The sequence below is a fragment of the Streptomyces sp. NPDC051243 genome (assembly GCF_044455405.1).
GTDB lineage: Bacteria > Actinomycetota > Actinomycetes > Streptomycetales > Streptomycetaceae > Streptomyces.
The window spans coordinates 286168-312815 of sequence record NZ_JBITES010000011.1; the positions used below are offsets into that span (position 1 = coordinate 286168).

Here is a 26648-nt window from a genome sequence, read left to right on the forward strand (position 1 = left end):
CTGCTGGATCCGTACTTCGTGTTCTTCCGGACCTCTTCAGTCGGGGAGTCGCAGCCGTGATCAGTTACCCAAGCAGGCACTGCACGGTGGAGCTCCAAGCCCTGCCGTCGCGGATCGGTCAGGTCCGCAGAATCGTATCGGCGCAGTTGCGTTACTGGCATCTGGACCCCTTGATCGACCGCGCCGCGCTCGGGGTCACCGAGTTGTTGACCAACGTCCACCAGCACGCCCAGCCGGACAAGATGTGCACCGTGGAGATCGAGCTGCTGCTCGACCGGCTCAAGGTCTCGGTGCGCGACCACGACCCGCGGCTGCCGGTCGTGGGGGACGTCGAGGACGCCGACTCGTTCGCCACCTGTGGGCGTGGGCTGGCGATGGTGGCCGCCGTCAGCGAGAGCTGGGGTGCGCGGCCGGACGGCGAGTCCGGCAAGGTCGTGTGGTTCACGCTGCCGACGCGCGCGGCGGTACGGCCCAAGGCCGCGCGCCCGCCGCAGCTTCCGGCCGTGGAGAAGCCCGCGCGCCGGTTCGCCGAGGTCGGGCCGCGGGTCGACCTGCGCAGGCCCGAACACGCTCCCGCCCGGTCGGCCGTTGTCGGCTGACCGGGCGGTGACAATTGCCCCCGTGCGGGCGGTCTCATTCGGTGGCGATGGCCCGCAGTACGTCCAGGCGGGCCGCGCGGCGCGCCGGGCGCAGGCCCGCGAGGGCTCCGGCCGTGAGGCCGACCAGTGCCACCACCGCCAGTTGCAGGGGCGGCAGCGCGAAGGCGAAGGCGCTGTCGCTCGCGCCGTCGGACGCCTCGACGAGGACCCAGCCGAGGAAGCCGCCGAGGACGAGGCCGCCGACCGTACCGAAGGCGGCGACCAGGACCGACTCCCAGCGGACCATCGCACGCAGCTGGGAGCGGGTCTGGCCCACGGCCCGCAGCAGGCCCAGTTCGCGGGTGCGCTCGTGGATCGCCAGGGTGAGGGTGTTGGCGATGCCGAGGAGCGCGATCAGCACCGCGAGGGCTAGCAGCGCGTAGACGAGCGTCAGCATCATGTCGATGCCGCCGGCCGATGACCGCGCGTACTCGTCGCGGGTCTGCACCTGCGGGTCGCCGTACCCCTGCGCCACCTTCTCGACCGCCGCCTTGCCCGCGTCCGTGCTCACGCCGTCCTTGAAGGAGACGGCCAGCAGGGTGTCGGCGTCCTGGGTTCGGTGCGGTGCCCAGGCGTCACGCGTGATGACGTGGTCGCCGGCGAGTTCGGACCGGCCGTAGACCGCGCGGACGGTGAAGGTCTCGGTGCGGCCGTCGGTGAAGGCGAGTCGGGTCTTGTCGCCGGTCGTCACGTTCCGCTTGTCGGCCTCCTGCTCGGTGATGGCGATGCCGTCGGTGCCGAGGTCGCGCAGGGAGCCCCGGACATCGCCCAGGTCGAAGGTGCGCTCCAGGGCCACGGGGTCGGTGACGGTCAGTGCCCGTCCCTCGCCGTCCACCTCGGCGACGCCGCGGCCGAGTCCGACGGCCGTGTCGACCTCGGGCAGCTGCTGGACGGCGTCGGCGAGGCGCGGGCTCAGTCCGCTGCCGCCCGCACCGAACGACGGGGTGCTGACGGCCACGTCGCCCGCGAAGGAACGGGACACGGTCTGGTCCATGGTCGCCTTCAGCGAGGCGCCGAACACCGTGAACAGGGAGACCACGGCCACGCCGATCATCAGCGCGCTCGCGGTGGCGGCCGTCCGCTTCGGGCTGCGCAGGGCGTTGCGCCGGGCGAGTCCGCCGGTGACGCCCCGCAGCCGGTCGAGCGGCCCGCCGAGGATGCGTACGGCCGTCGTGGAGGCGACCGGGCCGAGGACCACGAAGGCGACCAGGGCGAGGACCGCGCCGGTACCCGCTGTCCAGATGGACGGGGACAGCAGGACGCCGCCGAGCGTCACGCCGACCGCGAGGGCGAGGAGACCCAGACCGGTGACGGCACGGAGGCGGGAGGCGCCGGACGTGTCCACGGCCGTCTCGCGCAGGGCTGCCAGCGGTGCGGTGCGGCCGGCGCGCACGGCGGGCAGCAGGGCGGAGCCGAGACAGACCGTGATGCCGACCACGAGCGGCAGGGCCATGGAGAGTGCGCTGATGACCAAGTCGCCCTCGGGGAAGGGGAATCCGATGGCCGGGAACAGCGCCTGGAGTCCGGCCGCGATGCCGATGCCGCCGGCCAGACCGGCCGCCGACGCCGTGACGGCGACGGCCGTCGCCTCTACCAGGGTCGACGCGGTGACCTGGCGGCGCGAGGCTCCCAGGGCGCGCAACAGGGCGTTCTGGCGGGTGCGTTGGGCCACGACGATCGCGAAGGTGTTGTGGATGGAGAAGGTCGCCACGAGCAGGGCGACACCGGAGAACACCAGGAGGAAGGTGGTGAAGACCGACAGGAACTGGCTGGAGATCATGTCGGTGTTCTCCTCGGCCGACTCCTGACCGGTGATGGCCTCGACTCCCTTGGGCAGTACAGGAGTCAGTGCGTCGACCAGCTCCTGCTGGCTGACGCCGGGGCCTGCCCGCACCTGGATGCTCGCCGCCTCACCGGGCCGCGCGGTGAGATACCTCTCGGCGTCGGCCTGGGTCATTCCGGTGAAGGTCACCTGGGCCATGCCGTCCTCGCCGCCGAAGGTCGCGAGGCCGACGATCGTCACCTTGACGGGGTCCGGCGTGCGCAGGGTCGTCGTGTCGCCGATGCGCAGGTCGCCGCGCTCGGCGGTGCCTCGATCGATGACGACCTCGCCGGACTTCCGCGGGACGCGGCCGTCGGCGAGCCGGTACGCGTTGAGTTCGGGGTCGCTGATCCAGTTGCCGGCGAGGGTGGGCGGGCCCTGGCCGCCGATGGGATCGCCGTTCTTGCCCACCAGCTGGCCGGCGCCCTGGATGTTGGGCGCGGCGGCCGCGACCGCGGGGACCTGTTCGATCGTGCTCACGAGGTCCGTGGCGACGGGTTCGCGTACGCCCTGGCTCTCGCCGGGCGTGGTGATGGCGTCCGCGCTGCGGACCACGGCGTCCGTACCGCTGGTCGCGTTGCCGAACATCGTGTCGAAGCTCGCCCGCAGTGTGTCGCCCATGACGAGCGTCCCGGCGAGGAAGGCCACACCGAGGAAGACCGCGAGGAACGTACCCGAGAAGCGGCGCTTGTGCGCGCGAAGGGAGGACACGCTCAGGCGGACGGAGGCGTTCATGACGGCACCTCGAAGGCTTTCATGCGGTCCAGGACCTTGTCGGCGGTCGGCGACTCCATACGGTCGACCAGGCGTCCGTCGGCGAGGAACACGACCTCGTCGGCGTGGGCGGCGGCCACCGGGTCGTGGGTGACCATGACGACCGTGCGGGCCGTCTGGCGCACCGCGCGGCCGAGCAGGCCGAGTACCTCTCCGCCGGAGCGGGAGTCGAGGTTGCCGGTCGGCTCGTCGGCGAAGACGACGTCGGGCCGGCCGGCGAAGGCGCGGGCCACGGCGACGCGTTGCTGCTGGCCGCCGGAGAGCTCGGAGGGGCGGTGGTGAAGCCGGTCGCTCAGGCCGACGACGTCGATCAGCGCGTCGATCCACTCCGGGTCGCCCTTGCCGCCCGCCAGGTCCAGCGGCAGCGTGATGTTCTCCGCGACGGTCAGCGTCGGCACCAGGTTGAACGACTGGAACACGAAGCCGACGCGCTCCCGGCGCAGGAGGGTGAGGCGGCGGTCGTCGAGGCTGCTCAGCTCGGTGTCGCCGATGTGGGCGGTGCCCGAGGTGAGGGTGTCCAGGCCGGCCGCGCAGTGCATCAGGGTGGACTTGCCGGAGCCCGAGGGCCCCATGATCGCGGTGAAGCGACCGACCGGGAAGTCGACGCTCACGCCGTCCAGGGCCCGCACGCCGGTGTCGCCGCTGCCGTACACCTTCACGGCATCGACGACGCGGGCGGCCGTCGGCGTGATGGTCGCAGTGCTCGTGGCGCTCGTGGCGCTCGTGGCGCTCGTGGCGCTCGTGGCGCTCGTGGCGCTCGTGGCGGTCATACCGCACCGCCCTTGCCGGTAGGCCCGAACTGCTCGTCCAGGACGGACAGCCGGCGCCAGTACTCGTCCTCGTCGATCTCGCCGGAGGCGAAGCGGTGGCCGAGCACGGTGATGGGCGAGTTCTCGTCGGGCGCCGCGCGCCGGGGGCCGCGGCGCCCGCGCCACACCGTGCGGCGCAGCAGCGTGATGCCGCCGACCACGACGGCCGCCCAGATGAGCGGGAAGAAGAGGATCCACGGGCCGGGGCCGCCGTCCACGAAGTGAGCCAGGGTCTGCATCTCGAGTCATCTCCCGAGTCGGTCGGTTCGGGTTCTCCGGGTCGTTCGGTGATGCCTCGAGAGTCGCGCCGCCTGGGGGTCCAGGTCGTCCTACGGCCAGCGGCAGTGCGCGTACCTCGCGGGGAGTACGCGGGGCCGGTTCCGCTGCTTCGACGGAGGTCGAATTCTGTAACTACTAGTATGTACAGTGGATGCGTGAACACCGCGGACCGATTGATCGAGTCCACGCGCGAACTGCTCTGGGAGCGCGGCTATGTGGGCACCAGCCCCAAGGCGATCCTCGAGCGCTCGGGCGCCGGACAGGGCAGCATGTACCACCACTTCAAGGGGAAGCCGGACCTCGCGCTCGCCGCGATCCGGCGGACCGCCGAGGAGATGCGGGCTACCGCCGCGGGAGTACTCGACGGTCCTGGAACACCGTACGAGCGCATCGAGGCGTATCTGCTGCGCGAGCGCGATGTGCTGCGCGGCTGTCCGATCGGGCGGCTGACGATGGACCCGGACGTGATCGCCGGCGACGACCTGCGCGCGCCCGTCGACGAGACCCTCGACTGGCTGCGCGAACGGCTGGCCGGGATCGTCGAGGCAGGCAAGGAGCAGGGCCAGTTCGCGGCCGGGCTCGACGGGGAGGCGATCGCGGCGACGATCGTGGCGACCGTGCAGGGCGGCTACGTCCTCGCCCGCGCGTCCGGTTCGCCGGCCGCCTTCGACGCGAGTGTCCGGGGGTTGCTCTCGCTGCTCGCCCCGGTCGACGGCACGCACGCGGGCGGCACGAACCCGTGACCGATCATCCGGCCTGAGAAAGGGACTTGGCATGCATGCCATGCAGTACGAGTTCACGCTGCCCGCCGACTACGACACGGAGGTCGTCCGCGCCCGCGTCGCCCGCGTCGGGCATCTGCTGGACGACTGGGACGGCCTCGGTGTCAAGGCGTATCTGCTGCGTGAGCGCGGGGTGCACGGCTCGCCCGTCAACCAGTACGGGCCCTTCTACCTCTGGAACACCATGGAGGGCATGAACGCCTTCCTGTGGGAAGGCGCCTTCCAGGGGCCCGTGACCGACTTCGGGCGGCCGCGCGTGCGTCAGTGGACGGGGCTCGCGTACGAGGAGGGCGGCGCCGCGGGCTCACCCGCCGCGTTCGCCGTACGGCGGCGCCAAGCGGTTCCGGAGGGTGTGGAGTTGGCCGCGTTCATGGCGGACACGATCGAGGAGACCGAGCGGCTGGCGGCGCGGGACGGTGCCGTGCTGGCGGCCGCCGCTGTCGACACAGGGACATGGGAGCTGGTCCACTTCTCGCTCTGGGACCATGGCACGCCCAAGGCCGAGGGCGATGTGTACCAGGTGCTGCACCTGTCGGCGCCGGGGCGTGGGGCGTTGCCGCGGGGCCGGCAGTGGTGAGAGCCGGTGTCACATCCCCGGCCGGATCAGCGCGCGGCGTCGTGGGGGCACCTCCCGCCCGAGCCGTGCGAAGCGCGGTTCGAGGGTGGGGGAGCGTGCGATCGCAAGGCGCCGGAGCCGCCCTCGACGGGGGTGCCCCCGCGCGAGTCGAGCGAAGCTCGGTTCGAGCGTGGGGGAGGAGCCACGTGGGCGTTTCGGCAACGCGGCTGGGGTCCCCCCTGCTCGAAGAGCTTGGGGTAGTGCGTGCCAGGCGTCGCGCGCCCGGCCGGGGATGTGACACCGGCTCTGAGTGCGGTCCGTGCGGTTCCTGACCGGGCTCAGCGGCAGAGTTCGTCCAGGTCGTCGGAGAAGGTGGGGAACTCGGCCTGCGCCTCGGCGACGATCTCCCGGGCGGGCCGGCGCCGGGTGGTCGCGTGCCGGTCGGCCAGTTCGGTCAGGGTCGCGTTCGGGCGCCCCTCGTACTGCTCGAACTGCACGACCTCCAGCGGCCCCACGCCACCCGCCAGCACCCACAGGAAGTCGGACAGGTTCCCCGCCACCACTGCGTTCTCGCCCTCCGAGCCGAAGAACACCACGGGCTGCTCGGCGAGCGGTCTTCCCTGCCGCACACACCACAGGGCGGCGAGACCGCCGGTGCCGTCCTGCCCGAAGACCCGGTAGGCGTCGCCGTCCAGCTCGTGGTTGCCGGTCCAGTGGCGCAGCCAGTCGGTGGTCTCCTCGGCGGAGTCGAAGGCTTCGTACATCTCGAAGTCGACGCCGTCGCCGTCGTCGTAGTCGAACTCCACCCGGGCCACGTCGGCCAGGGCGGCCGGAAAACGGCGGTCGTCGCCGGTCGTCTCGATCATGCGCGCAGACTAGTCGCCGCCACTGACAACGGGCCCTGGCCGACCGAGATGTCCACGGACGGCCGCAGTTTCGCCGCCGTGGCCAGCGCCTCGTGCACGGGGTGCGTGTCGAAGGCCGTCAACAAGGATGCGTTCGCGGGGCGTTCGGCGGCGGGGTAGGCGATCTGCTCGTAGGCCGCCTGGAACCGCGGGCCCCAGCGGCGGGCGCCGAGGCGGGCCGTGCGGGAGCAGTTGTCGACCATGTACGCCACGTCCCGGGCGTGCATGTAGGGCAGCAGCGAGTCGACGGCCTCGATGACCGACTCGTTGACGATCTCCGACCAGGGGTGGCCGCGCTCGGCGAACTCGTCGACCTGGGCCGTCATGGTGGCGACGAACACCCCTGCGGTGAACGGGTCGACGGGCAGCTCCCGTTCGGTGCGCCGGGTGTGCGCCCGCCGGCTCACCGCCCACATCGGCGAGCCGCCGATCCGGCTCATCGGGCGTGCGCCCAGCCGCCGTTCGGCCAGGATCACGCTGCGCAGCTCGGTGCCGTCGGCGACCTCGTCGTAGATCTCGGCGACGATCTCCCGGGCGGGGCCGTACGTCGCCGTGTAGGCGCGGTCGAAGACGTCCCGGCCGTCGGTGTCGAGACCCTCGCGCACGGCCCGCAGTCCCGCACGGGAGATCGTCCGGGCGATCGGGCCGGTGACGTTCTCGCAGGAACGCTCGTACGCCGTCACCTCGTCGTCCCCGGCGAGTCGGCAGCGGCCGTAGAGGCTCTCGACGATGGCGTGGACGGCGCCGAGGAGGATGGCGCGCTCGCCGACGATGTCGGAGCGGTACTCGCGCTCCAGCGTGGTGCGGAAGGTGCACGGCGAGCCCAGCGCCACCGACCAGCCGAGCGCGATGTCGACGGCCCGGCCGTCGGGGTCGGCGTGCACGGCGAAACTGCTGTTGATTCCGGCGCCGTTGATCTCGGCGCCCTGCTCGTAGAGCCGGCGTACGGAGTCGCCCATCCCCTTGGGGCACACGGCGATCACCCCGTGCCCCTGCGGGAACCGGCCGCCCGTCTCCCGCAGATGACCGAGCAGGAAGCCGTGCGAGAGGCCGATGACCGCGCCGGGCCGCAGGGCCGCGAAGATCTCCCCGTGGTGGGCGGCGAGTGCGGCGTCGGCGATCAGCAGGATCACCAGGTCGCTGCCGGCGGCGACGGCGAGCCAGTCGCCGAGCGTGCCGTCTTCCTCGGTGAAGCCGTGGGCCCGGGCGTCGGCGGACGAGCGGGAGCCGGGGCGCAGTCCGACGGCCACCCGGATGCCGGTGCCGGCGAGGGAGTCGCGCAGGTTCAGGGCCTGGGCGCGGCCCTGTGGGCCCCAGCCGAGCACCCCGATGCGGCGGACGCCGGCGAACGCCCTCGGCAGCAGCGGGAAGAGGTGGCGGCCGCCGCGCAGGATGGTCTCCGTGCCGCCGGGCACGTCCATCGTTTCGAGGGTGAAGACGCGGGAGGTGTACGTGGTCGAGGTCATGGTCGAGTTGTAGGCTCGGCTCGGGTGTTGCAGCAAGCGCAACTTCCGCAGCGGACTGTTGCGCGAAATGAAAGGCTCAGGTCATGGGATGCGCGACGATCACCGCGAGCTGCGTCTCTTCCTCCATCTGGCGCAGACGCTGAACTTCGGACGGACCAGCCTCGACTGCCATGTCAGCCCGGCGACGCTGACCCGGACCGTCCAGCGGCTGGAGGCGGATCTCGGGCACCGGCTGTTCGACCGCGGCCCGCGAGGGGTGTCCCTGACCGCCGAGGGCCACCGCTTCCGCGAATACGCCGTCCAGGCGCTGGAGTTGTGGCGTGCCTACCGCGAGCAGCATCCCGACCCGGCCCAACTCACCGGCCGCCTCGCCGTGTTCGCCACGGTGACCGCCTGTCAGGCGCTGCTGCCCGATCTGCTGGCCCCGTTCCGCGCGGCCCACCCGCAGGTACGGCTCGATCTGCGCACCGGTGACGCGGCGGCGGCGCTGGCCCGGCTGGACGAGGGCGAGGTGGACGTGGCCGTGGCGGGGATCCCGGCCAGGCTGCCGGAGGCCCTGGTGAGCCGGACGGTCGCGGTGACCGAGCTGGTCCTGGTCACCGCGCGGGACAGGCCCGGCCCCGGCCTCGACGGACCCTTCGTCCTCCCCCACCGCGGGCTGGTCCGCGAGGCCGCCGACCGCTGGTTCCGCGGCCGTGGCACGGCACCCGAGGTGGCCTGCGAGCCCGACGGCCACGAAGGCCTGCTGACACTGGTCGCCCTGGGCTGCGGCACGGGCGTGGTGCCGCGCCTCGTACTGGAGCACAGCGCGGTACGCGACCGGCTTTCGGTGATCGACGCCGATCCGCCGCCGGAGCCGTTCCCGATCGGGCTGTGCGTACGGCGGGCGGATCTGCGGCGGCCGCTGGTGGCGGCGCTGTGGAGCCTGACGGCCGCCCAGGGCCTGTCATTCGGCTCAGGCAGGCTGTGAGCAACTGGGCGTTTCACCCACCCGAGCGGAGTCTGGTGCGTGCGGCTGCAAGGCGGAGGACGGCGGCGACTATGGGGGTGCCCCGCGACGCCGGAATGAGCCGAACGACAGGGCCTAGGTGTATTGACCCGCAGGGTTAATACACCTAGGCCCGGCCGAGATCCAGGCGTCCGATCCGGGCCACGTTCTCCCGGTCCTCGGCATCGCCGCTCGCCTCGCCGGCGAACCAGGCGTCGAGGATCTCCCTGAGCAGCGGCTCGGATGTGAGCCGCAGGCTGAGGGCCAGCACATTGGCGTCGTTCCAGCGGCGGGCGCCGTCGGCCGTGTAGGCGTCCGTGCACAGGGCAGCCCGCACCCCGGGCACCTTGTTCGCGGCGATCGACGCGCCCGTGCCGGTCCAGCAGCACACGACCGCCTGGTCGGCCGTACCGTCGGCGACCTCGCGGGCGGCCGCCTCCGAGCAGGCGGCCCACTGCGGGTCGGCGCCGGGGCTCAGCGCGCCGTACGTCACCACCTCGTGGCCTCGATCGCGCAGCTCGGTGACGAGCGAGCGCGCGACTGGTTCGTCCATGTCCGAGGAGACGGAGATCCGCATGTCACGAGCCTACTCGGCGGGGCTCGCGGATCCGGAGGGGAGTCAGCGGGTCAGCGGGTCAGCGGGTGCGAGCGGTCGTCGGTAGCGTCGGTGCAGGAGGCGAATGCCGGGAGGAGTCGCGTGATGGAGCACTTCGCACCGGATCCCGTCGACGTCGTCCGCCGCTTCAACGCCGCGATCAACGACCGTGACCTGGCCGGCCTGGCCTCGCTGATGCCGCAGGAGCACACCTTCGTCGACTCCGAGGGCGGCACCGTCCAGGGGAAGCAGGCATGTCTCGACGCGTGGCGCGGCTTCTTCACGGCCTTCCCGGACTATCGCAACACGTTCACCGAGCTGATCGTGCGGGACGACGTCGTCGTGGTGTCCGGGTACTCCGACTGCTCGCGGCCCGAGCTCGCCGGCCCGGCGCTGTGGACCGCCCGCGTCGCGGACGACCTGGTCTTCGAGTGGCGGGTGTACGAGGACACCGCGACCGTGCGACGCGAGCTGGGCCTGCCGCCGAGGGCTTCCTAGGCCAGCGCGCCCAGTGGATCGTCCAGCACCGGCTGCCACGCCAACTCGGCCGCGCCGACCAGGCTGTTGTGGTCGAGGGTGCACGCGAGGATCGGGACGCTGCCGCTCTGGCCCCACAGGCTGCGGTCGGCGACGACGGCGCGCAGGCGGTCGGGGTCGGCGTCGAGGAGGGTGCGGTGGAGGCCGCCGAGGATGATGCGGTCCGGGTTGAGGATGTTGACCAGGCCCGCGAGACCGAGGCCGAGGCGGTCGATGAGGGCCTCGGTGGCCGTGCGGACCGTCGGGTCGTCGTAGTGGTCGCGGATCAGGTCCTTGGCCTGCTGCAGCAACGAGACCTCGGGGCCCGGCTCCCGGCCCGCCGCCGTGAGGAGGGCCAGCGGGTCTGCCTCGACGTCCAGGCAGCCCCGGCTGCCGCAGTGGCAGGGTCTGCCCTCGGGGTTGACGGTGAGGTGGCCGACCTCCAGCGCCAGGCCCGAACTGCCGGTGTGCAGACGGCCGTCCAGCACGAGAGCGCCGCCGACGCCCCGGTGACCGGTGGCCACGCACAGCAGGTCGCGTGCGCCGCGCCCGGCGCCGTGCCGGTGCTCGGCGAGCGCGGCGAGGTTGACGTCGTTGCCGGTGAACGCGGGTCCGGTGATCCCGGCCGCGCGCACGCACTCCGTGAAGATGCGGCGCACGGGCGCGCCCACGGGCCAGGCCAGGTGCAGGGGGTTGAGGGCCAGGCCGTCGGGTTCCGCGACCGCGGAGGGGACGGCGAGGCCCGCGCCGACGCAGCGCCGCCCGGTCGTGCGCAGCAGGTCGGCGCCCGCTTCGACGACGGAGCCGAGGACCTTCGCCGGGTCCGCGTCCACGGTCTCGCAGCCGGGCGCGGTGGCGACGATACGGCCGCCCAGTCCGACCAGCGCCGCCCGGAAGCCGTCGGCGTGGACCTGTGCGGCGAGTACGACGGGCCCGTCCTCGGCGACCGCCAGCCGGTGCGAGGGCCGCCCCTGCGAGCCGGCCGCCGCGCCGGGCCGGGCGTCGACCCGGATCAGCCCGAGCGCCTCCAGCTCGGCGGCGACCGCCCCGGCCGTCGCCCGGGTCACCCCGAGTTCGGCGGTGAGGACGGCACGGGTGGGCGCGCGCCCGGTGTGCACGAGCTCCAGCGCGGGCCCGAGCGCACCGCGCCCCCGGTCCAGCCGCGCCCTCGAGGTGGTCCCTTCCCCCGCCGGCCGGGGGTCCGCCTTGCCGCTCATGAGGGGGAGTCTCCCATGATCCGCAGGTGCGGCGGCCTACCGGCCGCTCACTCTGAGCGTGATGTTCAGCCGCCCGGTCAGCCCCAACTCCGGCGGTGCGGTGCCCGGCTGCACCTTCGGCACGCCGTGGTAGGCGAGCCGGGACGGGCCGCCGAACACGAACAGGTCGCCGCTGCGCAGCTCGACGTCCGTGTACGGCCGGGTCCGGGTCTCGGGGTTACCGAAGCGGAAGACGCAGGTGTCGCCGAGGCTCAGGGACACCACCGGGGCGTCCGACCTCTCGTCGCTGTCGCGGTGCATGCCCATGCGGGCGTCCCCGTCATAGAAGTTGATCAGCGCGATGTCGTACGGCGCCCCTGGTTCGCCCAGTGCGTCACGCACCGCGCTGCGGCCCAGCTCGCCCAGCCAGTCGGGGAAGGGCTTCACGGGAGCTCCGTCGCCGTCGACGACCGTGCGGGCGTAGGCGTACGGATACCAGTGCCAGCCCAGACAGACCTGCCGGGCGGTCATCGTGCCGCCTCCGGGGGTGTGGACCGTGCGCAGCCCGGCGGGTGGGCGGGCCCACTCCCGGCAGGCTTCGAGCAGCTCGCGCTGGCGCGAGGAGTCCAGCCAGTCGGGCAGGTGCACGGCGCCCGGCGCGACCTCCGTACGCTCGCGGGGGAACAGCTCGGCGTCCATGCCTCCCATCCTCCCCCACCGGCCGTGAGCTGCGGCTCGGCCCGCGTCGCTTAGCCTTGACGCACGATGAACGACCGTATGACGACGCCGTGGGGCGAGCTCGCGCTGACCCGTTTCCCCGAGGACCCTCGCGAGAGGCTGCGCGCCTGGGACGCCTCCGACGAGTACCTTCTCAGGCACCTGGCGGAGCAGGACGTCCCGCTGTCCGGCACGGTCGTGGTCGTCGGCGACCGCTGGGGAGCCCTGGTCACGGCGCTCGCGGCGCACCGGCCGGTGCAGATCACGGACTCCCACCTGGCCCAGGAGGCGACGCGCGCCAACCTCGCCCGGCACGGCGTCGAGCCCGGCACCGTCCGGCTGCTCACCACGCAGGAGCCGCCTCCCGAGCGCATCGACGTCCTGCTGGTGCGGGTGCCGAAGAGCCTGGCGCTGCTGGAGGACCAGTTGCTGCGGCTGGCGCCGTCCGTGCACGAGTGCACGGTGGTCGTCGGCACGGGCATGGTCAAGGAGATCCACACCTCGACCCTCCGGCAGTTCGAGCGGATCCTCGGCCCGACCCGCACCTCGCTCGCCGAGAAGAAGGCCCGGCTGATCTTCTGCACGCCCGAGCCGTCGTTGGAGCGGCCTGCGAACCCGTGGCCGTACACCTACACGCTCCCGGACGGCATCGGCGCGGTCTCCAAGGGCACGGTCGTCAATCACGCGGGCGTCTTCTGCGCCGACCGGCTCGACATCGGCACCCGGTTCTTCCTGGGGCACCTGCCGGACGGGAAGAGTGCCCGGCGGGTGGTGGACCTGGGCTGCGGCAACGGTGTCGTCGGTACGGCGGTGGCGCTGGCGAACCCGCAGGCGGAGGTGCTGTTCGTGGACGAGTCGTTCCAGGCCGTGGCCTCGGCCGAGGCGACGTACCGGGCGAACGGGGTGCCGGGGCACGCGGAGTTCCGGGTCGGCGACGGACTGGCGGGTGTGCCGTCCGGGAGTGTCGACCTCGTGCTCAACAATCCGCCGTTCCACTCCCACCAGGCGACGACCGACTCGACGGCCTGGCGGATGTTCACGGGGGCGCGGCGCGCGCTGAGGCCGGGCGGTGAGCTGTGGGTGATCGGCAACCGGCATCTCGGGTACCACGTGAAGCTGCGGAAGCTGTTCGGAAACAGTCAACTGGTGGCGTCCGACCCGAAGTTCGTCGTGCTGAAGGCCGTGAAGAGGTAGCCGCGGTCACGGACGCATACCGTGGAGTCCGTGTCTGATTCCTCTGTGCGGGCGTTCTACGACTCATTTGCCCCCGACTACCACCGGATCTTCCCCGACTGGGACGCCGGCATGGCCCGGCAGGCGGTGGTGTTCGACGACCTGATCCGCGGCCGCCTCGGCGCGGGCAGGCATCGGGTCCTCGACTGCGCGTGCGGGATCGGCACCCAGGCGATCGGGCTGGCACGGATCGGCCACCAGGTCGTCGGCAGCGATCTCAGCGCCGTGGCCGTCGCGCGTGCCGCGGCGGAGGCGGCGGCCCGGGGGGCCGGTCTGCCGGTGGTGGCGGCGGACATGCGGCGACTGCCGTTCGGGCCGTCCGGTTTCGATGTCGTCCTGTGCGCCGACAACGCGCTGCCGCACCTGCTCACCGGGCAGGACGTCGAGGCGGCGCTGCGACAGATGCGGCGGGTGCTCAGGGGGGACGGACTGCTCGTCCTGACCGTGCGGGACTACGACGAAGTCCGGCGCACCAGGCCCGCGGCGCCACCGCCCCAGGTGTCCGGGACCGACACCGGGAGGGTGATCACCTTCCAGCTGTGGCACTGGCACGAGGACGGCGAACGCTACGACCTCGAACACTTCCAGCTCGTCCCCGCGGCGGACGGCTGGGACGTCCGGGTCCGCCGCACCACCTACTGGGCCCTGACCCGGCGGCAGCTGACCGACCTCGCCGACGCGGCCGGCTTCACCGACCTCACCTGGCACGTCACCGCCCAGAGCGGGTACTACCAGCCGGTCCTCACGGCCCGGTCGGCCGGCCCAGTACGCCGGTGATCCGGGCCACCGCCCGCACCATCGCCTCCCGCCCCACGCTCAGGTACTTGCGTGAGTCGACGGCCTCGGGGTGGGCGGCGAGGAAGTCGCGGATCGCTGCGGTCATGGCGATGTTGAGGGCCGTGCCGACGTTGACCTTGGCGATCCCGCCCGCGACGGCCGCGGTGAGTTCGCCGTCGGGGACGCCCGAGGAGCCGTGCAGGACGAGGGGGACGTCCAGGGCGGCGGAGAGGCGTTTGATGAGGTCGTGGTCGAGGGTGGCGGTGCGGGTGGTCATGGCGTGGGAGCTGCCGACGGCGACCGCCAGGGCGTCGACACCGGAGTCGGTGACGAAGGCGTGCGCCTCGGTGGGATCGGTACGGGCGCCGGGGGCGTGGGCGTCGAGCGGCGGTTCGCCGTTCTTGCCGCCGAGGCGCCCCAACTCGGCCTCGATCCAGAGACCTTGGGCGTGCGCCCAGTCGACGGCGGCCTTCGTCGCGGCGAGGTTGTCCGCGTACGGCAGCCTGGCCGCGTCGTACATCACGGAGCTGAACCCGGCGTCCGGGGCCTGGCGCAGCAGGTCGTCGCTCTGGATGTGGTCGAGGTGCAGCGCGACGGGCACGGCGGCGCGTTCGGCGGCGGCGACGGCCGCGCGGGCGAGCGGCAGGAGCCTTCCGTAGCGGAACTTGACGGCGTTCTCGCTGACCTGGAGGACGACGGGCGAACTGACCGACTCGGCACCGGCGATGACCGCCTCGACGTGCTCCAGGGTGATGACGTTGAAGGCGGCGACGGCGGAGCGGGCTGCGGCGGCACTGCTGATGAGCTCGCCGGTGGTCACGAGGGGCACGGCCTGTCCTTTCTCCTGTCCTGTCTCGGCGCGTGACGGGGCACGTCAGCGCATGCGGAGGATCCGTCAGGGGGCGAGGATCACCGATCGGGTGAGGTGGCGCGGCCGGTCCGGGTCGAGGTTACGGGCCGCCGCGACGGCGACCGCGAGGCGTTGGGCGCGGACCAGTTCGGCGAGCGGATCGAGGCGGCCCTCGATCCACAATCCGCCGGTGGCGCGCACCTGTTCGGCCAGATCCTCGGGCGCCTCGCCGAACATCCAGGTCGCGGTGCCGCCCGTGGTGATGCTGATCGGGCCGTGCCGGTACTCCATCGCCGGGTAGGCCTCGGTCCAGGACAGCGACGCCTCGCGCATCTTCAGCGCGGCCTCGTTGGCCAGCCCCACGGTCCAGCCGCGGCCCAGGAAGGTGAACTGCCCGCACTCCACGAGCCCTTCGGGCAGTTCGCCGTCGAGTGCGGTGCGGGCGTCGGCCACGACCGCGTCGGTGTGCAGGCCCAGGTGGGCGCGGAGCAGGGTGAGCGCGGTGGTGGCGAACCGGGTCTGCACGACGGACCGTTCGTCCGCGTAGTCGAGGACGACGATGTCGTGCGCTGCCGCCATGACGGGCGTGTCCGGGTCGGCGGTGACCGCCGTGGTGCGGGTACGGCCCTTCACCTGCCCCAGCAGGTCGAGGACCTCGGTGGTGGTGCCGGAGCGGGTGAGGGCGAGGACACGGTCGTACGTCCGCCCGTGCGGGAACTCCGACGCGGCGAAGGCGTCCGTCTCCCCTTGGCCCGCCCCCTCGCGCAGTGCGGCGAACGCCTGCGCCATGAAGTACGAGGTGCCGCAGCCGACCACCGCCACCCGCTCCCCCGGCACCGGCAGTACTCCGCCGAGGCCGGCCGCCTGCGCCGCGGCGCGTGTCCAGCACTCGGGCTGGCTGTTGAGCTCGTCCTCGACATGTGTCATGCCGCCGCCCTCCGGCTTCCGATGAGCCTCATGGTTTTCTCGCCGCCTTCCTTGCTTGTTCCTGCAAGATATAGCGAGCTTTCGAGCAGAATCAAGCATTCGAGCGGAAGGGTGTGCGCTAAGGTCACCGGAGATCGAGGAATGGAGGGCGGATGTCGCGCGATGCGCGCTGGAAGGCGCTGCTGGAGCTGCTCGTCGAGCGGGGCCGGCTGGACGTCGAGGAGGCGGCCGCCGAGCTCGAGGTGTCGGCCGCCACGATCCGCCGCGACTTCGACCAGCTCGCCGAGCAGCAGATGCTGGTCCGCACGCGGGGCGGCGCCGTCGTGCACGGGGTGTCGTACGAACTGCCGCTGCGCTACAAGACGGCCCGGCACGCCTCCGAGAAACAGCGCATCGCCAAGGCGGTGGCCGAGCTCATCGCGCCCGGCGAGGCGGTGGGGCTGACCGGCGGTACGACGACCACCGAAGTGGCGCGCGCCCTGGCGGTGCGCAGCGACCTGGCCTCCGGTTCGCCCGCGCTGACCGTCGTCACGAACGCGCTCAACATCGCCAATGAGCTGGCCGTGCGCCCCCAGTTCAAGATCGTGGTCACCGGCGGGGTCGCCCGTCCGCAGTCGTACGAGCTCATCGGGCCGCTCGCGGACGGGGTGCTGGCTCAGATCACGATCGATGTGGCGGTGCTCGGCGTCGTCGCGCTCGACGCCGAGCACGGCGCCGCCGCGCACGACGAGGCGGAGGCCGCGATCAACCGGCTGCTGTGCGAGCGGGCCGAGCGGGTGATCGTGGCGGCGGACTCCAGCAAGCTGGGCCAGCGGGCGTTCGCCCGGATCTGCGGAGCCGACGCGGTGGACACCCTGGTCACGGACACTGCGGCGACGGCGGAGACAGTGGCGCGCTTCGAGGACGCGGGGCTGAGGGTCATCACGGTCTGATCCCGGCCCGGATCGCAAACGGCCTTCCCGGGTCCGCATGGCAAACGGCCTTCCCAGCTCCGGATCGCAAGCGGCCTTCCCGGGCGCGCCTGCGATCACCCGCCTGCCCGCGATCACCCGCCCCGCCTCCGATGCCCCACTAGCTCCCGATCGCCGGCCCGATCCCCCTCACGAACCCGGCCCCGGATCCCGATCCCCGCTACCAGTCCGCCCGATTCCACCTACGCTGGGAGCGAGGCGCATGGCGGGCCAGGGAGGCTGCGATGAGCACGACACCGATCGACCACGGCGGACCGGCGGCGTCGCGGTATGTGCCGATCGCGGAGCACGGGTTGATCGGCGACCTGCGCAGTGTGGCCCTGGTCGGGACGGACGGCACGATCGACTGGTACTGCTGTCCGTCCTTCGACGCGCCGAGTATCTTCGCGGCGATCCTGGACGCCGAGCGGGGCGGCTGCTTCGAGCTGACGGCCGCGGTGCCGGCGAAGACCAAGCAGTTCTACTTTCCCGACACCAACGTCCTGATCACGCGGTTCTTCACCGAGGACGGCGTCGGCGAGGTGCAGGACTTCATGCCGGTGGACGGCGACTCGGTCGAGGCGGAACGCCACCGGCTGATCCGGCGCGTGGTGTGCGTGCGCGGGTCCATCCCGTTCCGTACGCGCGTGGCGCCGCGCTTCGAGTACGGCGCCCAGCGGCACGCCGTCCGGATGGTCGGCGACGTCGCCGTCTTCGAGTCGGAGAAGCTGTCGCTCGGGCTGACCGCGACCGTGCCCCTGGAGGTCGACGCCCTGGACGCCTGCGCCGAGTTCAAGCTCTCCCAGGGCGAGTCGGCGGTGTTCGCGCTGGACCGGGTCGGTGGCGAGGTGACCCCGCGCCGGTGTGCGCGGGCCGAGGCCGAGGAGCAGTTCAACAGCACGGTCGCGTACTGGCGGAAGTGGCTGTCCGCCTCCAAGTACCGGGGCCGCTGGCGGGAGATGGTGCACCGCTCCGCGCTCACCCTGAAACTGCTCACCTACGCGCCCACCGGTGCCATCGTGGCCGCGCCGACGACGAGCCTGCCCGAGGAGCTCGGCGGCGAACGCAACTGGGACTACCGGTACGTGTGGATCCGCGACGCCGCTTTCTGCGTGTACGCCCTGCTGCGGCTGGGCTTCACGAGCGAGGCCGAGGCGTTCATGGGCTTCCTCACCCGGCACGTCAGCCGGGGCGACGGCTGCCACGCCGGCCCGCTGCAGATCATGTACGGCATCGACGGCCGCGCCGACCTGCCCGAGTACGAACTCGACCACCTGGAAGGGCACCTCGGTTCCGCCCCGGTGCGCGTCGGCAACGCCGCCGCCGACCAGCTCCAACTCGACATCTACGGCGCGCTGATCGACTCGATCTACCTCTACGACAAGTGGGCGCAGCCCATCTCCAGCGACCAGTGGGACGACGTGTGCGGGCTGGTGGAGTGGGTGTGCGAGAACTGGGACCAGCCCGACGAGGGCATCTGGGAGACCCGCGGCGGCCGCAAGAACTTCCTGTACTCGCGGCTGATGTGCTGGGTGGCGATCGAGCGGGGCATCCGCATGGCCAACCGGCGCGGTCTGCCCGCCGATCTGCCGCGCTGGCGGGAGTGCCGGGACACCATCTACCGGCGGATCATGAAGCGCGGCTGGTCGCAGACGCGGCAGGCCTTCGTCCAGCACGAGGACGGCGACGTGCTCGACGCGGCGGTGCTGATGATGCCGCTGTCGAAGTTCATCGCGCCGACCGACCCCAAGTGGCTGTCCACCCTGGACGCCCTCACCGAGGAGCTGGTGTCCGACTCGCTGGTCTACCGCTACGACCCGATGGCGAGCCCCGACGGCCTGCACGGGGACGAGGGCACGTTCTCGATCTGCTCGTTCTGGTACGTCGAGGCCATGGTGCGGGCCGGACGGGTCGACGAGGCACGGCTCGCCTTCGAGAAGATGCTGACGTACGCCAACCATCTGGGCCTGTACGCCGAGGAGATCAGCCATACCGGCGAGCAACAGGGCAACTTCCCCCAGGCGTTCACCCATCTCGCCCTGATCAGCGCGGCCTTCAACCTGGACCGCGCGCTGGGATGACGGCACTTCACACGGCAAAGCAAGCAGACATCCAACTTAGGCGAGGCTAACCTAAGTAGGGTTCCCCGACTCTCCCGAAGGGCAACCCGAGATGACGCCTGGCTCGATCTTCCCGTACCTCATGCCGACCCCCTCGATGCTGCCCGACGACACCACGGGGTGGGACCTCGACCAGAGCCGGGCGGCACTCCTGGTTCTCAACTTACAGAGGCGCTTCGTGCGCCTACTGGAGCAGGAGGCCGCCCCGGTCACCCAACTCCTCGCGAACGCAGGCCGGTTGGTGAGCGCCGCGCACACCGCGGGCGTGCCCGTCATCCACTCGGCGCACAGGGACGGCGAGGCGTTCGCCGAGCAGGTCGCACCACGCACCGGGGACGCCGTGCTCACCGCCCGCAAGCACAGCGCGTTCGCCCGGACCCGGCTGGACAGCCGGCTGCGCGACCTGAAGCGGGATCAGGTCGTGATCGCGGGGCTGTTCGCCCGGGTCGACGTGCTGATGACCGCCGCCGACGCGTGGGTCCAGGACTTGGAACCCTTTGTCGTCGCGGACGCCGTCGCCGATACGTCGGCCGGGGCCCATGAGTTCGCGCTGGAGTGGGTGGCGGACACATGTGGGGCGGTGACGTCCACGGACCGGGTGGCGGCGGCCTTCGACCCCGCGGTGCCGGCGGCGGAGGCGGTCTGACCGGCTCAGACGGGCGCCGCGCGGCGGGCCAGCAGGGAGCGGTGGATCTCGCCGGCGCGGATGGCGGTGGTCGACAGCAGGGTCGAGGTGAGGCCGTGGGTGTGCTCGGTGCTCCCCTGCAGATAGATCCCCGCGGCGACATCGGGAGCGGTCTCCACGCGATGGTCACGGGAGACCCGGATCGCGTCCCCGTCGTCCCGGAGACAGACCTTCGCCCCCTCGCCGAGCAGGGCGGTGAGGTCGCGGGGCCGGTACCCGGTGGCGTGTACGAGCACATCGGCCTCGAGGACTTGCTGCTCACCGGTCGGCAGGAACTCCACCGTGACATCGAGCCCGCCGTCCCCGCGCCGCCCGACGTCACGGATGCGGGAGACATTGAGGAAGCGCAGCCGCTCGCGGCCGACGACCTTCTCCTGGTACGCGGTCGCGTACAGGGACTCGATCAACTCCATGTCGACGACCGAGTAGTTGGTGGAGCGGTGGTAGTCGAAGAGGGACTGTTTGACCTCGGAGGGCGCGCCGAAGTACAGGTCCACCGCCTCCGGGTCGAAGATGCGGTTGGCGAACGGGCTGTCGTCGGCCGGGGTGTAGCCGTACTTGGCGAACACCGCGCAGATCTCCGCGTCCGGAAAGGAGCGGTGCAGGAAGTCGACGGTCTCGGCGGCGCTCTGCCCGGCGCCGAGGACGACGGCGCGGCGTACCGGCGTTCCCGCGGCGGCGAGTTCGGCGACGCGGGGCAGTAACTGGCTGTTGTGCCAGACGCGTTCGGACAGTTCGACGCCGGGCGGCACATGGGGTTCCAGGCCGACCGCGACACTGAGGTCGCGGGCCCGGTGGGTGACGGTGCGGCCGGGGCGCTGCGGGTCCCGGCAGACCACGTCGAAGTGGGTCACCGTACCCGTGCCGTCGCGCACGGGGTCGACGGCGGTGACCACATGGCCGTACGCCACGAGATGGCGCACCCGCTCGGCGGCCCACTCGAAGTACTCGTGGAACTCGACCCGCAGCGGGAAGAGCGTCTTCTGGTTCAGGAAGTCGATCAGCCGGCCGCGCTCGCGCAGGAAGCACAGGAAGCTGAAGTCGCTGGCCGGATCGCGCAGCGTCACCAGGTCCTTGAGAAACGACACCTGCATCGTGGCGTCGTCGATGAGCATGCCCCGGTGCCAGCCGAAACGCGGCTGCCGCTCCAGGAAAAGGGCGTTGATCCGACGGTCGGCCGGAAGGTTCGCGTTGTGTTCGTCAATCGCTATGGCCAGTGCGAGATTTGACGGCCCGAAACCGATTCCGATGACGTCGTAGGCCGTGTCCGTGGTGTCCGATCCCATGAGCGGTGACTTCACCGTGGCATCGCCTCCCTCAGGCAGCCACATGTTAGATAAGGTTAGCCTTACCTTGCAATGGAGCCTGCCGAAGGGGAAAACCGCATGCGCGTCGCCATGTTCGGCTACCAGACCTGGGGCCACCGCACACTCCAGGCCCTGCTGGACTCCGACCACGAGGTCGTCCTCGTGGTCACGCACCCCAAGAGCGACCACGCCTACGAGAAGATCTGGGACGACAACGTCGCCGAACTGGCCGAGAAGAACGACGTCCCCGTACTCCTGCGCAACCGCCCGGACGACCCCGAACTCCTGGCCGCCCTGCGTGACGCACGGCCCGACATCCTCGTCGCCAACAACTGGCGCACCTGGCTGCCGCCCGAGCTCTTCGACCTGCCCCCGCACGGCACGCTCAACGTCCACGACTCGCTGCTGCCCGCCTACGCCGGCTTCTCCCCCATCATCTGGGCGCTCATCAACGGCGAGGAGCGCGTCGGTGTCACCGCGCACCGCATGAACGCCGAGTTGGACGCGGGCGACATCCTGGTGCAGCGCTCGGTCGTGGTCGGACCGACGGACACGGCAACCGACCTGTTCCACCGCACGGTCGACCTGATCGCCCCCATCGTGCGCGAGTCGCTCGACCTCATCGCCTCCGGCAAGGACACCAGCCACTGGCAGCCGCAGGACCGCAGCCGGGCGAGCTTCTTCCACAAGCGCTCGCTCGAGGACAGCCGTATCGACTGGGGCTGGCCGGCGGAGCGCCTGGAGCGGCTCGTGCGGGCGCAGTCGGACCCGTACCCCAACGCCTACACGTTCCATCGCGGACAGCGGATCAGGATCGTCTCGGCCGCCGTCTCCGAGGGCCGCTACGGCGGCACTCCGGGCCGGATCTTCATCAAGGAGGGTGACGGCGTGGTCGTCGTGGCCGGTACCGACGCCCACACGGGCCGTCACCCCGGTTTGCTCATCAAGCGACTGCGCACCGACGACGGCACGGAGCACGCGGCGACCGACTACTTCCGCACGATGGGGGGCTATCTCACCGCCCGCCCCTGACCGAAGAAGATCGAAGTTCGATGACGAAACGTCAACTCACGCTCGATTCAAAGAAGTTGTCCGAAAGTCGTTGTTAAGGCAAGGCTTACCTTGCTTTACTGACGGCCGTACAGATCCTGCCTGACACCGGCGACAAGGGACGCACATGACGAGAAAGCTCCTCACCACCCTTCTCACCGTCACCCTGGCCTCCGCCATGGCAGCGTGCGGCTCCGTCAAGGACGACTCGAACACCTCCTCCGACGCCTCCGGCGACGCGAAGGCGGACGCCTCGTCCGCCTTCCCGGTGTCCATCAAGCACAAGTTCGGCACCACGGAGATCACCAAGGCGCCGGAGCGGATCGTGGTGATCGGCAACGGCGGGACGGACGACATCGACGCGCTGTACGCCCTGGGTGTCACGCCGGTCGCCATCTCCAAGGACGCCCTCAGCAAGGACGGCGTCTACCCCTGGCTGAAGGGCGAGATCGACACCAAGAGCACCGAGCTGCTCGACACGCTGACCGCCGTCGACTACGAGAAGGTGGCGTCCCTCCAGCCCGATCTGATCCTCGCCACCTCCGACTTCACCCTGGACAAGGACTACAAGAAGCTCGCCGCGGTGGCGCCGACGATCGGCTACGAGACGGCCTGGGGACAGCAGACCTGGCAGGAGCACGTGCAGGTGGTCGCCAAGGCCGTCGGCAAGGAGGAGCGGGGCGAGCAGGTCGTCAAGGAGACCGAGGACAGCATCGCCGCGGTGAAGGAGAAGCATCCGAAGCTTCAGGGCAGGACCTACAGCCTGTCCATCGGCAACACCCCGGCGAAGATCTTCACCATCGCCTCCGAGGAGGACTTCGCCGCCAAGCTGATGAGCCAGGTCGGGATGAGCCTGACGCCGACGGTGAAGGACATCAAGACGGTCAACGGCAGCCCGACCGGCGAGCTGTCCTTCGAGCAGCTCGACAAGCTCGACGCCGATCTGGCGGTCATCGCGTTCACGACACCGGACCTGAAGAAGGCGTTCGAGGCCAGTGACCTGGTGAAGAACATGTCCGCGGTGAAGGACGACCGGTACGTCGTGACCGACGTCGCGACCATCAGCCAGCTGCGCAGCCCGTCCGTGCTGGGCATTCCGTGGGCGCTGAACAACCTGGAGCCCGGGTTCGAGAAGCTCGACTAGACCGCCCGAGGGGGAAACGGAGGAGGGGCGGGGCGCCTGCGGGCGTCCCGCCCCTCCTCTCTCTCATGCGCCTCTCTCATGCGTCTCTCTCATGCGTCGCGCAGTGCCGAGTCGACCTCGTCCTCCGACATGTCCTCGATCTCCAGCCGGATCGCGGCGACCTGTTCCAGCCGCCCGGGTGTCTCCTCCTCGGCGGACAGCCGCTTGGCCATGCCGCCGGCCGTGAGGGTCGCGAAGAGGGAGCGTACGGAGACCTCCGAGGAGTCCAGGGCCTCGCGCAGCCGACCGACAATCACGGTGGCGAGCACCGAGTCGCCGCCGAGGGCGAAGAAGCCGTCGTCGAGGCCGACGCGTTCGACGCCGAGGACGTCCTGCCAGACCCGCGCCACGACGGTCTCCAGGGCGGTGCCGGGGACCCGGTGCTGTTCGGGCTCCTCGACCTGCCACAGCTCCTGTACGGCACGGCGGTCGAGCTTGCCGTTGGACGTGAGCGGGAGCTCCTCGGCCACGGCGATCCGGGCCGGGACCATGTGCGGCGGCAGCACGGACCGGGCCCACTCCCGCAGCTCGTCCTCCGCCGTCCCCTTGTCGGCGGCCACCGCGGCCGCCAGCTGGACGCCCTGCCCCCGGCTCAGCCCGGCGACGGCACGGCGTACGGCGGGGTGACCGGCGAGTGCCGCCTCCACCTCGCCGAGTTCGATCCGGAAGCCGCGCACCTTGACCTGATGGTCCCGGCGGCCGAGGAACTCGAGTGTGCCGTCGGGCCAGTACCGCGCGAGATCGCCGGTGCGGTACCAGCGCACCCCGTCCGCCTCGGTGAACTTCTCGGCCGTACGCGTGGGATCGGCCCGGTATCCGAGGGCCACGCCGTCCCCGCCGATCCACAGCTCACCGGGCACCCAGTCCGGGCAGTCCCGGCCGTGGACGTCGACGACCCGGCAGCGCACGTTGCGCAACGGCGTGCCGTACGGCACCGCGCGCCAGTGAGCGGGGACCTGGCCGCCCGTCACCTCGCACACGGTGGAGTGGATCGCGGTCTCCGTCGTCCCGCCCAGACCGGTGAACCGGCATCCGGGCGCCCGCTCGGCGAGCCGCCCCGGCAGGTCGGTGCCCACCCAGTCCCCGCCGAGCAGCACCGCCCGCAGACCGGCGAGTTCGCCCGGTGCCGTGGCGAGGAGGAGCATGTCGAGGAGCGGGGGTACGCAGTTGAGGACGGTCACCTTGTGCGTCCGCACCAGCTCGGCCCACCGGCCCGCCTCACGCCGGTCGTCCTCGTCCACGAGCACGAGCGCGCCGCCCGCGCTCAGCAGCCCGAAGACGTCGTACACGGAGAGGTCGAATTCGAGGGCGGACAGGGCGAGGCAGCGGTCGGAAGTGCCCACCCGGTAGCGGTCGTTGAGGTCGTCGATGGTGTTCATGGCCGCCCGGTGCGGGACTTCGACGCCCTTGGGCTCACCGGTGGAGCCGGAGGTGAACAGCACATAGGCGGGCTGCTCCTCGTCCACCGTCACCGGCTCGGGCAGGCGCGCGCCCGCGACCGCCTCGGTGACCGGCAGGGCGTCGAGCCCCTCGACCGGGCGTCCGTCGGTGAGCGCGACACGGAAACCCGCGGTGGCACGGATGCGATCGCGCCGGGCGGGCGGCTGCTCGACTCCGATCGGCACATAGGCGGCGCCCGCCGCCAGCACACCCAGTACGGCGGTGATCTGGTCGGGCCCCTTGGGGAGGCTGACCGCGACCGTGTCACCGGGGCGTACGCCGCGCTCCACCAGAGCGGCCGCTGTCCGCAGTGCTCGGTCGGCCAACTCGCCGTACGACAGGGCGCCTTCGGTGGCCCACAGCAGCGCGGGGGCGTCCGGCCGCTCGGCGGCGCGGTCGAAGAAGCCCTGGTGCAGGAGCCGGTGGCTGCGCGGGCCCCCGGTGGTGTTGACCTTGGCGCGGACCGCCGACTGCTCGGCAGGCAGCAGGGCCGGTACGGGCCGCTCCCAGACCGTGTCGTCGGTGCCGAGCCGGGTGACGAGGCCGTGGAAGGCGGCGAACATCGCGTCGACCGTGCCGGGCGGGAAGGCGTCCTCGCGAACGTCCCAGTTGACCAGCAGTCCCCCGTCCACCTCGGTGACCTGGGCGTCGAGAAGCACCTGCGGCCCCTGGGAGATGATCCAGACGGGCTTGCCGAAGGACTGCCGTACGCCTTGGTCGAAGAGCTCGCCGAGGTTGAGGGCGCTGGTGAACACCACGGGCGCCAGGACCTGTTCGCCGCCCAGCCTGGAGAGGTCCCGCAGCACCTCCACTCCGGAGTAGTCGGCGTGCGCCGCGTCGGTGTGCATACGGTCCTGCAGGCGCCGCGCGTGCTCGGTGAACGAGCCCGGGTCGGCCAGGTCGACGTCGAGCAGCACCGAGCTGGTGAAGTCGCCGACGAGCAGGTCGACGTCGGGGTGGGAGCCCCTGCGGTCGAACATCGGCACGTTCAGCAGGAACCGGGGCTGTCCGCTCCAGGCGGCCAGGACCTCCGAGAAGGCGGTCGCCACCGCCATGGCCGGGGTCAGTCCGTGCTGGTGGGCGCGGGCGGTCAGGCGCCGCTTCTCCTGCGGCGGCAGCCAGTGGTGGCGGCGGGTCACCCGGGTCGGGTCGCTGCGCTCCGCCTCGGGCACGAGCGGGAGTTCCGGCGCGCTGGGCAGCTCCGGGATTCGCCGCTGCCACCACTCCTGGGCCTGTTCCCGGCTCAGCCGCCGGACGTCCGCGCGCTCCGCGAGGTACTCGGGGTAGCTGGTGCGGATCGGCGGGAGCGGGGTGCCCGGGTCCTGGTAGAGCCTGGCGAGGTCGGAGAGGAGCACCCGGTAGCTGAGTGCGTCGGCGGCGAGCATGTCGACGTCGACGTGCAGCCGGCTCGAACCGTCCGGCAGCAGCGACAGCTGGACGTCGAAGACCTCCCCGGCAGCGATGTCCAGGCGTGCGTGCGAGGCGGAGTGCCGGACGTCCTCCAGCGTGGCCGCCGCTGTCCGGTCGTCCAGGGCGCGCAGGTCGTTGACGGTCGTCGCGGGGCCGCTGAGGTCGGGCAGGATCTGCTGACGGCCGTCGTCGGTGAAACGGGCGCGCAGCATGCCGTGGCGGGCCGCGAGGGCTCGTACGGCCGTGTCGAGCCGGTCGGGGTCGACGCCGGGGCCGTCGAACTCGACGTAGAGGTGGGCCGCGACGGAGCCGAGCGTGGTCTCGTCGCCGCGGCCGATCCAGTAGGCGTGCTGCATCACGGCCAGGGGGAAGGGTTCGCGTGGTTCGGGCGCGGAGGGCGGCAGAGCCGGTGCCCCCTGGTCGGACTGCGCGGTGTCCGCGACGTGGGCCGCGAGCAGTTCCCGCCAGGCGCGCAGGGTCGGTTCCTTGGCCAGTTCGGCGAAGCTGACCCGGATGCCCTGCTTGCGCCAGCCGCCCGCGATCTTCATCAGGGTGATCGAGTCCAGGCCCCAGGCGATCAGGCTGTCGTCCTCGCTCGGCGGTGCCTCCGAGCCGAATGTGTCGGTGACCGAACGGAGCAGCTCGTCCGCGGTCGGGTGGTGCTGCGTCACCG

At 71.6% G+C, this 26648-nt stretch carries 24 protein-coding genes; 12 read left to right on the forward strand and 12 right to left on the reverse strand.

The window, feature by feature from the left end; all coding sequences use genetic code 11:
* Positions 1-56 precede the first annotated feature (56 nt).
* A complete protein-coding gene (locus ACIBAG_RS28560; protein ID WP_399108766.1) occupies positions 57-599 on the forward strand; it encodes an ATP-binding protein in 543 nt (180 codons plus the stop codon).
* A 34-nt stretch (positions 600-633) separates the two neighbouring features.
* Here ACIBAG_RS28560 and ACIBAG_RS28565 read toward each other — a convergent pair whose 3' ends face one another.
* The 3 genes from ACIBAG_RS28565 to ACIBAG_RS28575 are packed head-to-tail and all read right to left on the reverse strand — an operon-like array spanning position 634 to position 4282.
* On the reverse strand, positions 634-3195 hold the full coding sequence (locus ACIBAG_RS28565; RefSeq protein ID WP_399108767.1) for an ABC transporter permease: 2562 nt from the start codon (positions 3193-3195) through the stop codon (positions 634-636).
* Positions 3192-4004 (reverse strand): ABC transporter ATP-binding protein, encoded by an 813-nt coding sequence (locus tag ACIBAG_RS28570; RefSeq protein ID WP_399108768.1) that lies wholly within the window; start codon positions 4002-4004, stop codon positions 3192-3194. Before ACIBAG_RS28570 ends, ACIBAG_RS28565 begins: the two co-directional genes overlap by 4 nt.
* The gene (locus ACIBAG_RS28575; protein WP_399108770.1) at positions 4001-4282 is read right to left on the reverse strand and encodes an SHOCT domain-containing protein; all 282 of its coding nucleotides are present in this window, start codon (positions 4280-4282) and stop codon (positions 4001-4003) included. Before ACIBAG_RS28575 ends, ACIBAG_RS28570 begins: the two co-directional genes overlap by 4 nt.
* A 180-nt stretch (positions 4283-4462) precedes the next feature.
* Between ACIBAG_RS28575 and ACIBAG_RS28580 the strand changes: the two genes are divergently transcribed.
* A complete protein-coding gene (locus ACIBAG_RS28580) occupies positions 4463-5065 on the forward strand; it encodes a TetR/AcrR family transcriptional regulator (protein WP_399108771.1) in 603 nt (200 codons plus the stop codon).
* Positions 5066-5096: 31 nt separating this feature from the next.
* Positions 5097-5681 carry a DUF4865 family protein gene (locus tag ACIBAG_RS28585; RefSeq protein WP_399108773.1) on the forward strand — a complete coding sequence of 195 codons (585 nt, stop codon included), beginning with the start codon at positions 5097-5099 and terminating at the stop codon, positions 5679-5681.
* 317 nt (positions 5682-5998) lie between these two features.
* Here the strand turns inward: ACIBAG_RS28585 and ACIBAG_RS28590 are convergent, their stop codons facing one another.
* A complete protein-coding gene (locus ACIBAG_RS28590) occupies positions 5999-6526 on the reverse strand; it encodes an SMI1/KNR4 family protein (RefSeq protein WP_399108775.1) in 528 nt (175 codons plus the stop codon).
* Complete coding sequence (locus ACIBAG_RS28595; protein ID WP_399108776.1) at positions 6523-8031, reverse strand: ketol-acid reductoisomerase; 1509 nt, start codon at positions 8029-8031, stop codon at positions 6523-6525. Before ACIBAG_RS28595 ends, ACIBAG_RS28590 begins: the two co-directional genes overlap by 4 nt.
* Before the next feature lie 88 nt (positions 8032-8119).
* On the opposite strand from ACIBAG_RS28595, the gene ilvY reads away from it, so the two are divergent.
* Positions 8120-9001, forward strand: coding sequence for an HTH-type transcriptional activator IlvY (gene ilvY / locus ACIBAG_RS28600; protein ID WP_399108777.1), 882 nt, complete (start codon positions 8120-8122; stop codon positions 8999-9001).
* Between the two features lie 145 nt (positions 9002-9146).
* Here the strand turns inward: ilvY and ACIBAG_RS28605 are convergent, their stop codons facing one another.
* On the reverse strand, positions 9147-9596 hold the full coding sequence (locus tag ACIBAG_RS28605; protein ID WP_399108778.1) for an RpiB/LacA/LacB family sugar-phosphate isomerase: 450 nt from the start codon (positions 9594-9596) through the stop codon (positions 9147-9149).
* A gap of 123 nt (positions 9597-9719) precedes the next feature.
* Here ACIBAG_RS28605 and ACIBAG_RS28610 point away from each other — a divergent pair, with 123 nt between their 5' ends.
* Positions 9720-10112, forward strand: a complete 393-nt coding sequence (locus ACIBAG_RS28610; RefSeq protein ID WP_399108779.1) for a nuclear transport factor 2 family protein — start codon at positions 9720-9722, stop codon at positions 10110-10112.
* Here ACIBAG_RS28610 and ACIBAG_RS28615 read toward each other — a convergent pair.
* Together ACIBAG_RS28615 and ACIBAG_RS28620 are read right to left on the reverse strand one after the other, a co-directional pair.
* Positions 10109-11347 carry an ROK family protein gene (locus ACIBAG_RS28615; protein WP_399108780.1) on the reverse strand — a complete coding sequence of 413 codons (1239 nt, stop codon included), beginning with the start codon at positions 11345-11347 and terminating at the stop codon, positions 10109-10111. The genes ACIBAG_RS28610 and ACIBAG_RS28615 overlap by 4 nt on opposite strands.
* A 36-nt stretch (positions 11348-11383) precedes the next feature.
* A complete protein-coding gene (locus ACIBAG_RS28620) occupies positions 11384-12025 on the reverse strand; it encodes an alpha-ketoglutarate-dependent dioxygenase AlkB family protein (RefSeq protein ID WP_399108782.1) in 642 nt (213 codons plus the stop codon).
* A 78-nt stretch (positions 12026-12103) separates the two neighbouring features.
* Between ACIBAG_RS28620 and ACIBAG_RS28625 the strand changes: the two genes are divergently transcribed.
* Both ACIBAG_RS28625 and ACIBAG_RS28630 read left to right on the forward strand, forming a co-directional pair.
* Positions 12104-13237: a methyltransferase gene (locus tag ACIBAG_RS28625; protein WP_399108951.1), complete on the forward strand. Its 1134-nt coding sequence runs from the start codon at positions 12104-12106 to the stop codon at positions 13235-13237.
* 30 nt (positions 13238-13267) lie between these two features.
* On the forward strand, positions 13268-14053 hold the full coding sequence (locus ACIBAG_RS28630; protein ID WP_399108784.1) for a class I SAM-dependent methyltransferase: 786 nt from the start codon (positions 13268-13270) through the stop codon (positions 14051-14053).
* Here ACIBAG_RS28630 and ACIBAG_RS28635 read toward each other — a convergent pair.
* Together ACIBAG_RS28635 and ACIBAG_RS28640 are read right to left on the reverse strand one after the other, a co-directional pair.
* Positions 14019-14882: a ketose-bisphosphate aldolase gene (locus tag ACIBAG_RS28635; protein WP_399108785.1), complete on the reverse strand. Its 864-nt coding sequence runs from the start codon at positions 14880-14882 to the stop codon at positions 14019-14021. The two genes, ACIBAG_RS28630 and ACIBAG_RS28635, sit on opposite strands and share 35 nt — an antisense overlap.
* A gap of 66 nt (positions 14883-14948) precedes the next feature.
* Positions 14949-15830 carry an SIS domain-containing protein gene (locus ACIBAG_RS28640; protein WP_399108786.1) on the reverse strand — a complete coding sequence of 294 codons (882 nt, stop codon included), beginning with the start codon at positions 15828-15830 and terminating at the stop codon, positions 14949-14951.
* A gap of 152 nt (positions 15831-15982) precedes the next feature.
* Here ACIBAG_RS28640 and ACIBAG_RS28645 point away from each other — a divergent pair, with 152 nt between their 5' ends.
* The 3 genes from ACIBAG_RS28645 to ACIBAG_RS28655 all read left to right on the forward strand — a co-directional run bounded on the left by ACIBAG_RS28645 (position 15983) and on the right by ACIBAG_RS28655 (position 19546).
* The gene (locus ACIBAG_RS28645) at positions 15983-16762 is read left to right on the forward strand and encodes a DeoR/GlpR family DNA-binding transcription regulator (protein ID WP_399108787.1); all 780 of its coding nucleotides are present in this window, start codon (positions 15983-15985) and stop codon (positions 16760-16762) included.
* Positions 16763-17025: 263 nt separating this feature from the next.
* The gene (locus ACIBAG_RS28650) at positions 17026-18861 is read left to right on the forward strand and encodes a glycoside hydrolase family 15 protein (RefSeq protein ID WP_399108789.1); all 1836 of its coding nucleotides are present in this window, start codon (positions 17026-17028) and stop codon (positions 18859-18861) included.
* Positions 18862-18952: 91 nt separating this feature from the next.
* Positions 18953-19546: an isochorismatase family protein gene (locus ACIBAG_RS28655; protein ID WP_399108791.1), complete on the forward strand. Its 594-nt coding sequence runs from the start codon at positions 18953-18955 to the stop codon at positions 19544-19546.
* 5 nt (positions 19547-19551) lie between these two features.
* Here the strand turns inward: ACIBAG_RS28655 and ACIBAG_RS28660 are convergent, their stop codons facing one another.
* Positions 19552-20871 (reverse strand): lysine N(6)-hydroxylase/L-ornithine N(5)-oxygenase family protein, encoded by a 1320-nt coding sequence (locus tag ACIBAG_RS28660; protein ID WP_399108952.1) that lies wholly within the window; start codon positions 20869-20871, stop codon positions 19552-19554.
* A 99-nt stretch (positions 20872-20970) separates the two neighbouring features.
* On the opposite strand from ACIBAG_RS28660, the gene ACIBAG_RS28665 reads away from it, so the two are divergent.
* Complete coding sequence (locus ACIBAG_RS28665) at positions 20971-21924, forward strand: methionyl-tRNA formyltransferase (protein ID WP_399108792.1); 954 nt, start codon at positions 20971-20973, stop codon at positions 21922-21924.
* Between the two features lie 145 nt (positions 21925-22069).
* A complete protein-coding gene (locus ACIBAG_RS28670; protein WP_399108794.1) occupies positions 22070-23086 on the forward strand; it encodes an iron-siderophore ABC transporter substrate-binding protein in 1017 nt (338 codons plus the stop codon).
* A gap of 89 nt (positions 23087-23175) precedes the next feature.
* On the opposite strand, the gene ACIBAG_RS28675 is transcribed toward ACIBAG_RS28670, so the two are convergent.
* Entirely contained in the window at positions 23176-26646 is a 3471-nt protein-coding gene (locus ACIBAG_RS28675; RefSeq protein WP_399108796.1) for an amino acid adenylation domain-containing protein, read from the reverse strand.
* Positions 26647-26648: the final 2 nt, after the last annotated feature.

Bases quoted from the DNA above. Each gene is read 5' to 3' on its own strand.
- ACIBAG_RS28570 (WP_399108768.1), bottom strand. From the start codon at position 4,004: ATGACCGCCACGAGCGCCACGAGCGCCACGAGCGCCACGAGCGCCACG.
- ACIBAG_RS28585 (WP_399108773.1), top strand. From the start codon at position 5,097: ATGCATGCCATGCAGTACGAGTTCACGCTGCCCGCCGACTACGACACG.
- ACIBAG_RS28640 (WP_399108786.1), bottom strand. From the start codon at position 15,830: ATGACACATGTCGAGGACGAGCTCAACAGCCAGCCCGAGTGCTGGACA.
- ACIBAG_RS28615 (WP_399108780.1), bottom strand. From the start codon at position 11,347: ATGAGCGGCAAGGCGGACCCCCGGCCGGCGGGGGAAGGGACCACCTCG.
- ACIBAG_RS28670 (WP_399108794.1), top strand. From the start codon at position 22,070: ATGACGAGAAAGCTCCTCACCACCCTTCTCACCGTCACCCTGGCCTCC.
- ACIBAG_RS28650 (WP_399108789.1), top strand. From the start codon at position 17,026: ATGAGCACGACACCGATCGACCACGGCGGACCGGCGGCGTCGCGGTAT.
- ACIBAG_RS28625 (WP_399108951.1), top strand. From the start codon at position 12,104: ATGACGACGCCGTGGGGCGAGCTCGCGCTGACCCGTTTCCCCGAGGAC.
- ACIBAG_RS28645 (WP_399108787.1), top strand. From the start codon at position 15,983: ATGTCGCGCGATGCGCGCTGGAAGGCGCTGCTGGAGCTGCTCGTCGAG.
- ACIBAG_RS28620 (WP_399108782.1), bottom strand. From the start codon at position 12,025: ATGGACGCCGAGCTGTTCCCCCGCGAGCGTACGGAGGTCGCGCCGGGC.
- ACIBAG_RS28580 (WP_399108771.1), top strand. From the start codon at position 4,463: ATGTACAGTGGATGCGTGAACACCGCGGACCGATTGATCGAGTCCACG.
- ilvY (WP_399108777.1), top strand. From the start codon at position 8,120: ATGCGCGACGATCACCGCGAGCTGCGTCTCTTCCTCCATCTGGCGCAG.
- ACIBAG_RS28575 (WP_399108770.1), bottom strand. From the start codon at position 4,282: ATGCAGACCCTGGCTCACTTCGTGGACGGCGGCCCCGGCCCGTGGATC.
- ACIBAG_RS28565 (WP_399108767.1), bottom strand. From the start codon at position 3,195: ATGAACGCCTCCGTCCGCCTGAGCGTGTCCTCCCTTCGCGCGCACAAG.
- ACIBAG_RS28660 (WP_399108952.1), bottom strand. From the start codon at position 20,871: ATGGGATCGGACACCACGGACACGGCCTACGACGTCATCGGAATCGGT.
- ACIBAG_RS28605 (WP_399108778.1), bottom strand. From the start codon at position 9,596: ATGCGGATCTCCGTCTCCTCGGACATGGACGAACCAGTCGCGCGCTCG.
- ACIBAG_RS28610 (WP_399108779.1), top strand. From the start codon at position 9,720: ATGGAGCACTTCGCACCGGATCCCGTCGACGTCGTCCGCCGCTTCAAC.
- ACIBAG_RS28665 (WP_399108792.1), top strand. From the start codon at position 20,971: ATGCGCGTCGCCATGTTCGGCTACCAGACCTGGGGCCACCGCACACTC.
- ACIBAG_RS28595 (WP_399108776.1), bottom strand. From the start codon at position 8,031: ATGACCTCGACCACGTACACCTCCCGCGTCTTCACCCTCGAAACGATG.
- ACIBAG_RS28590 (WP_399108775.1), bottom strand. From the start codon at position 6,526: ATGATCGAGACGACCGGCGACGACCGCCGTTTTCCGGCCGCCCTGGCC.
- ACIBAG_RS28655 (WP_399108791.1), top strand. From the start codon at position 18,953: ATGACGCCTGGCTCGATCTTCCCGTACCTCATGCCGACCCCCTCGATG.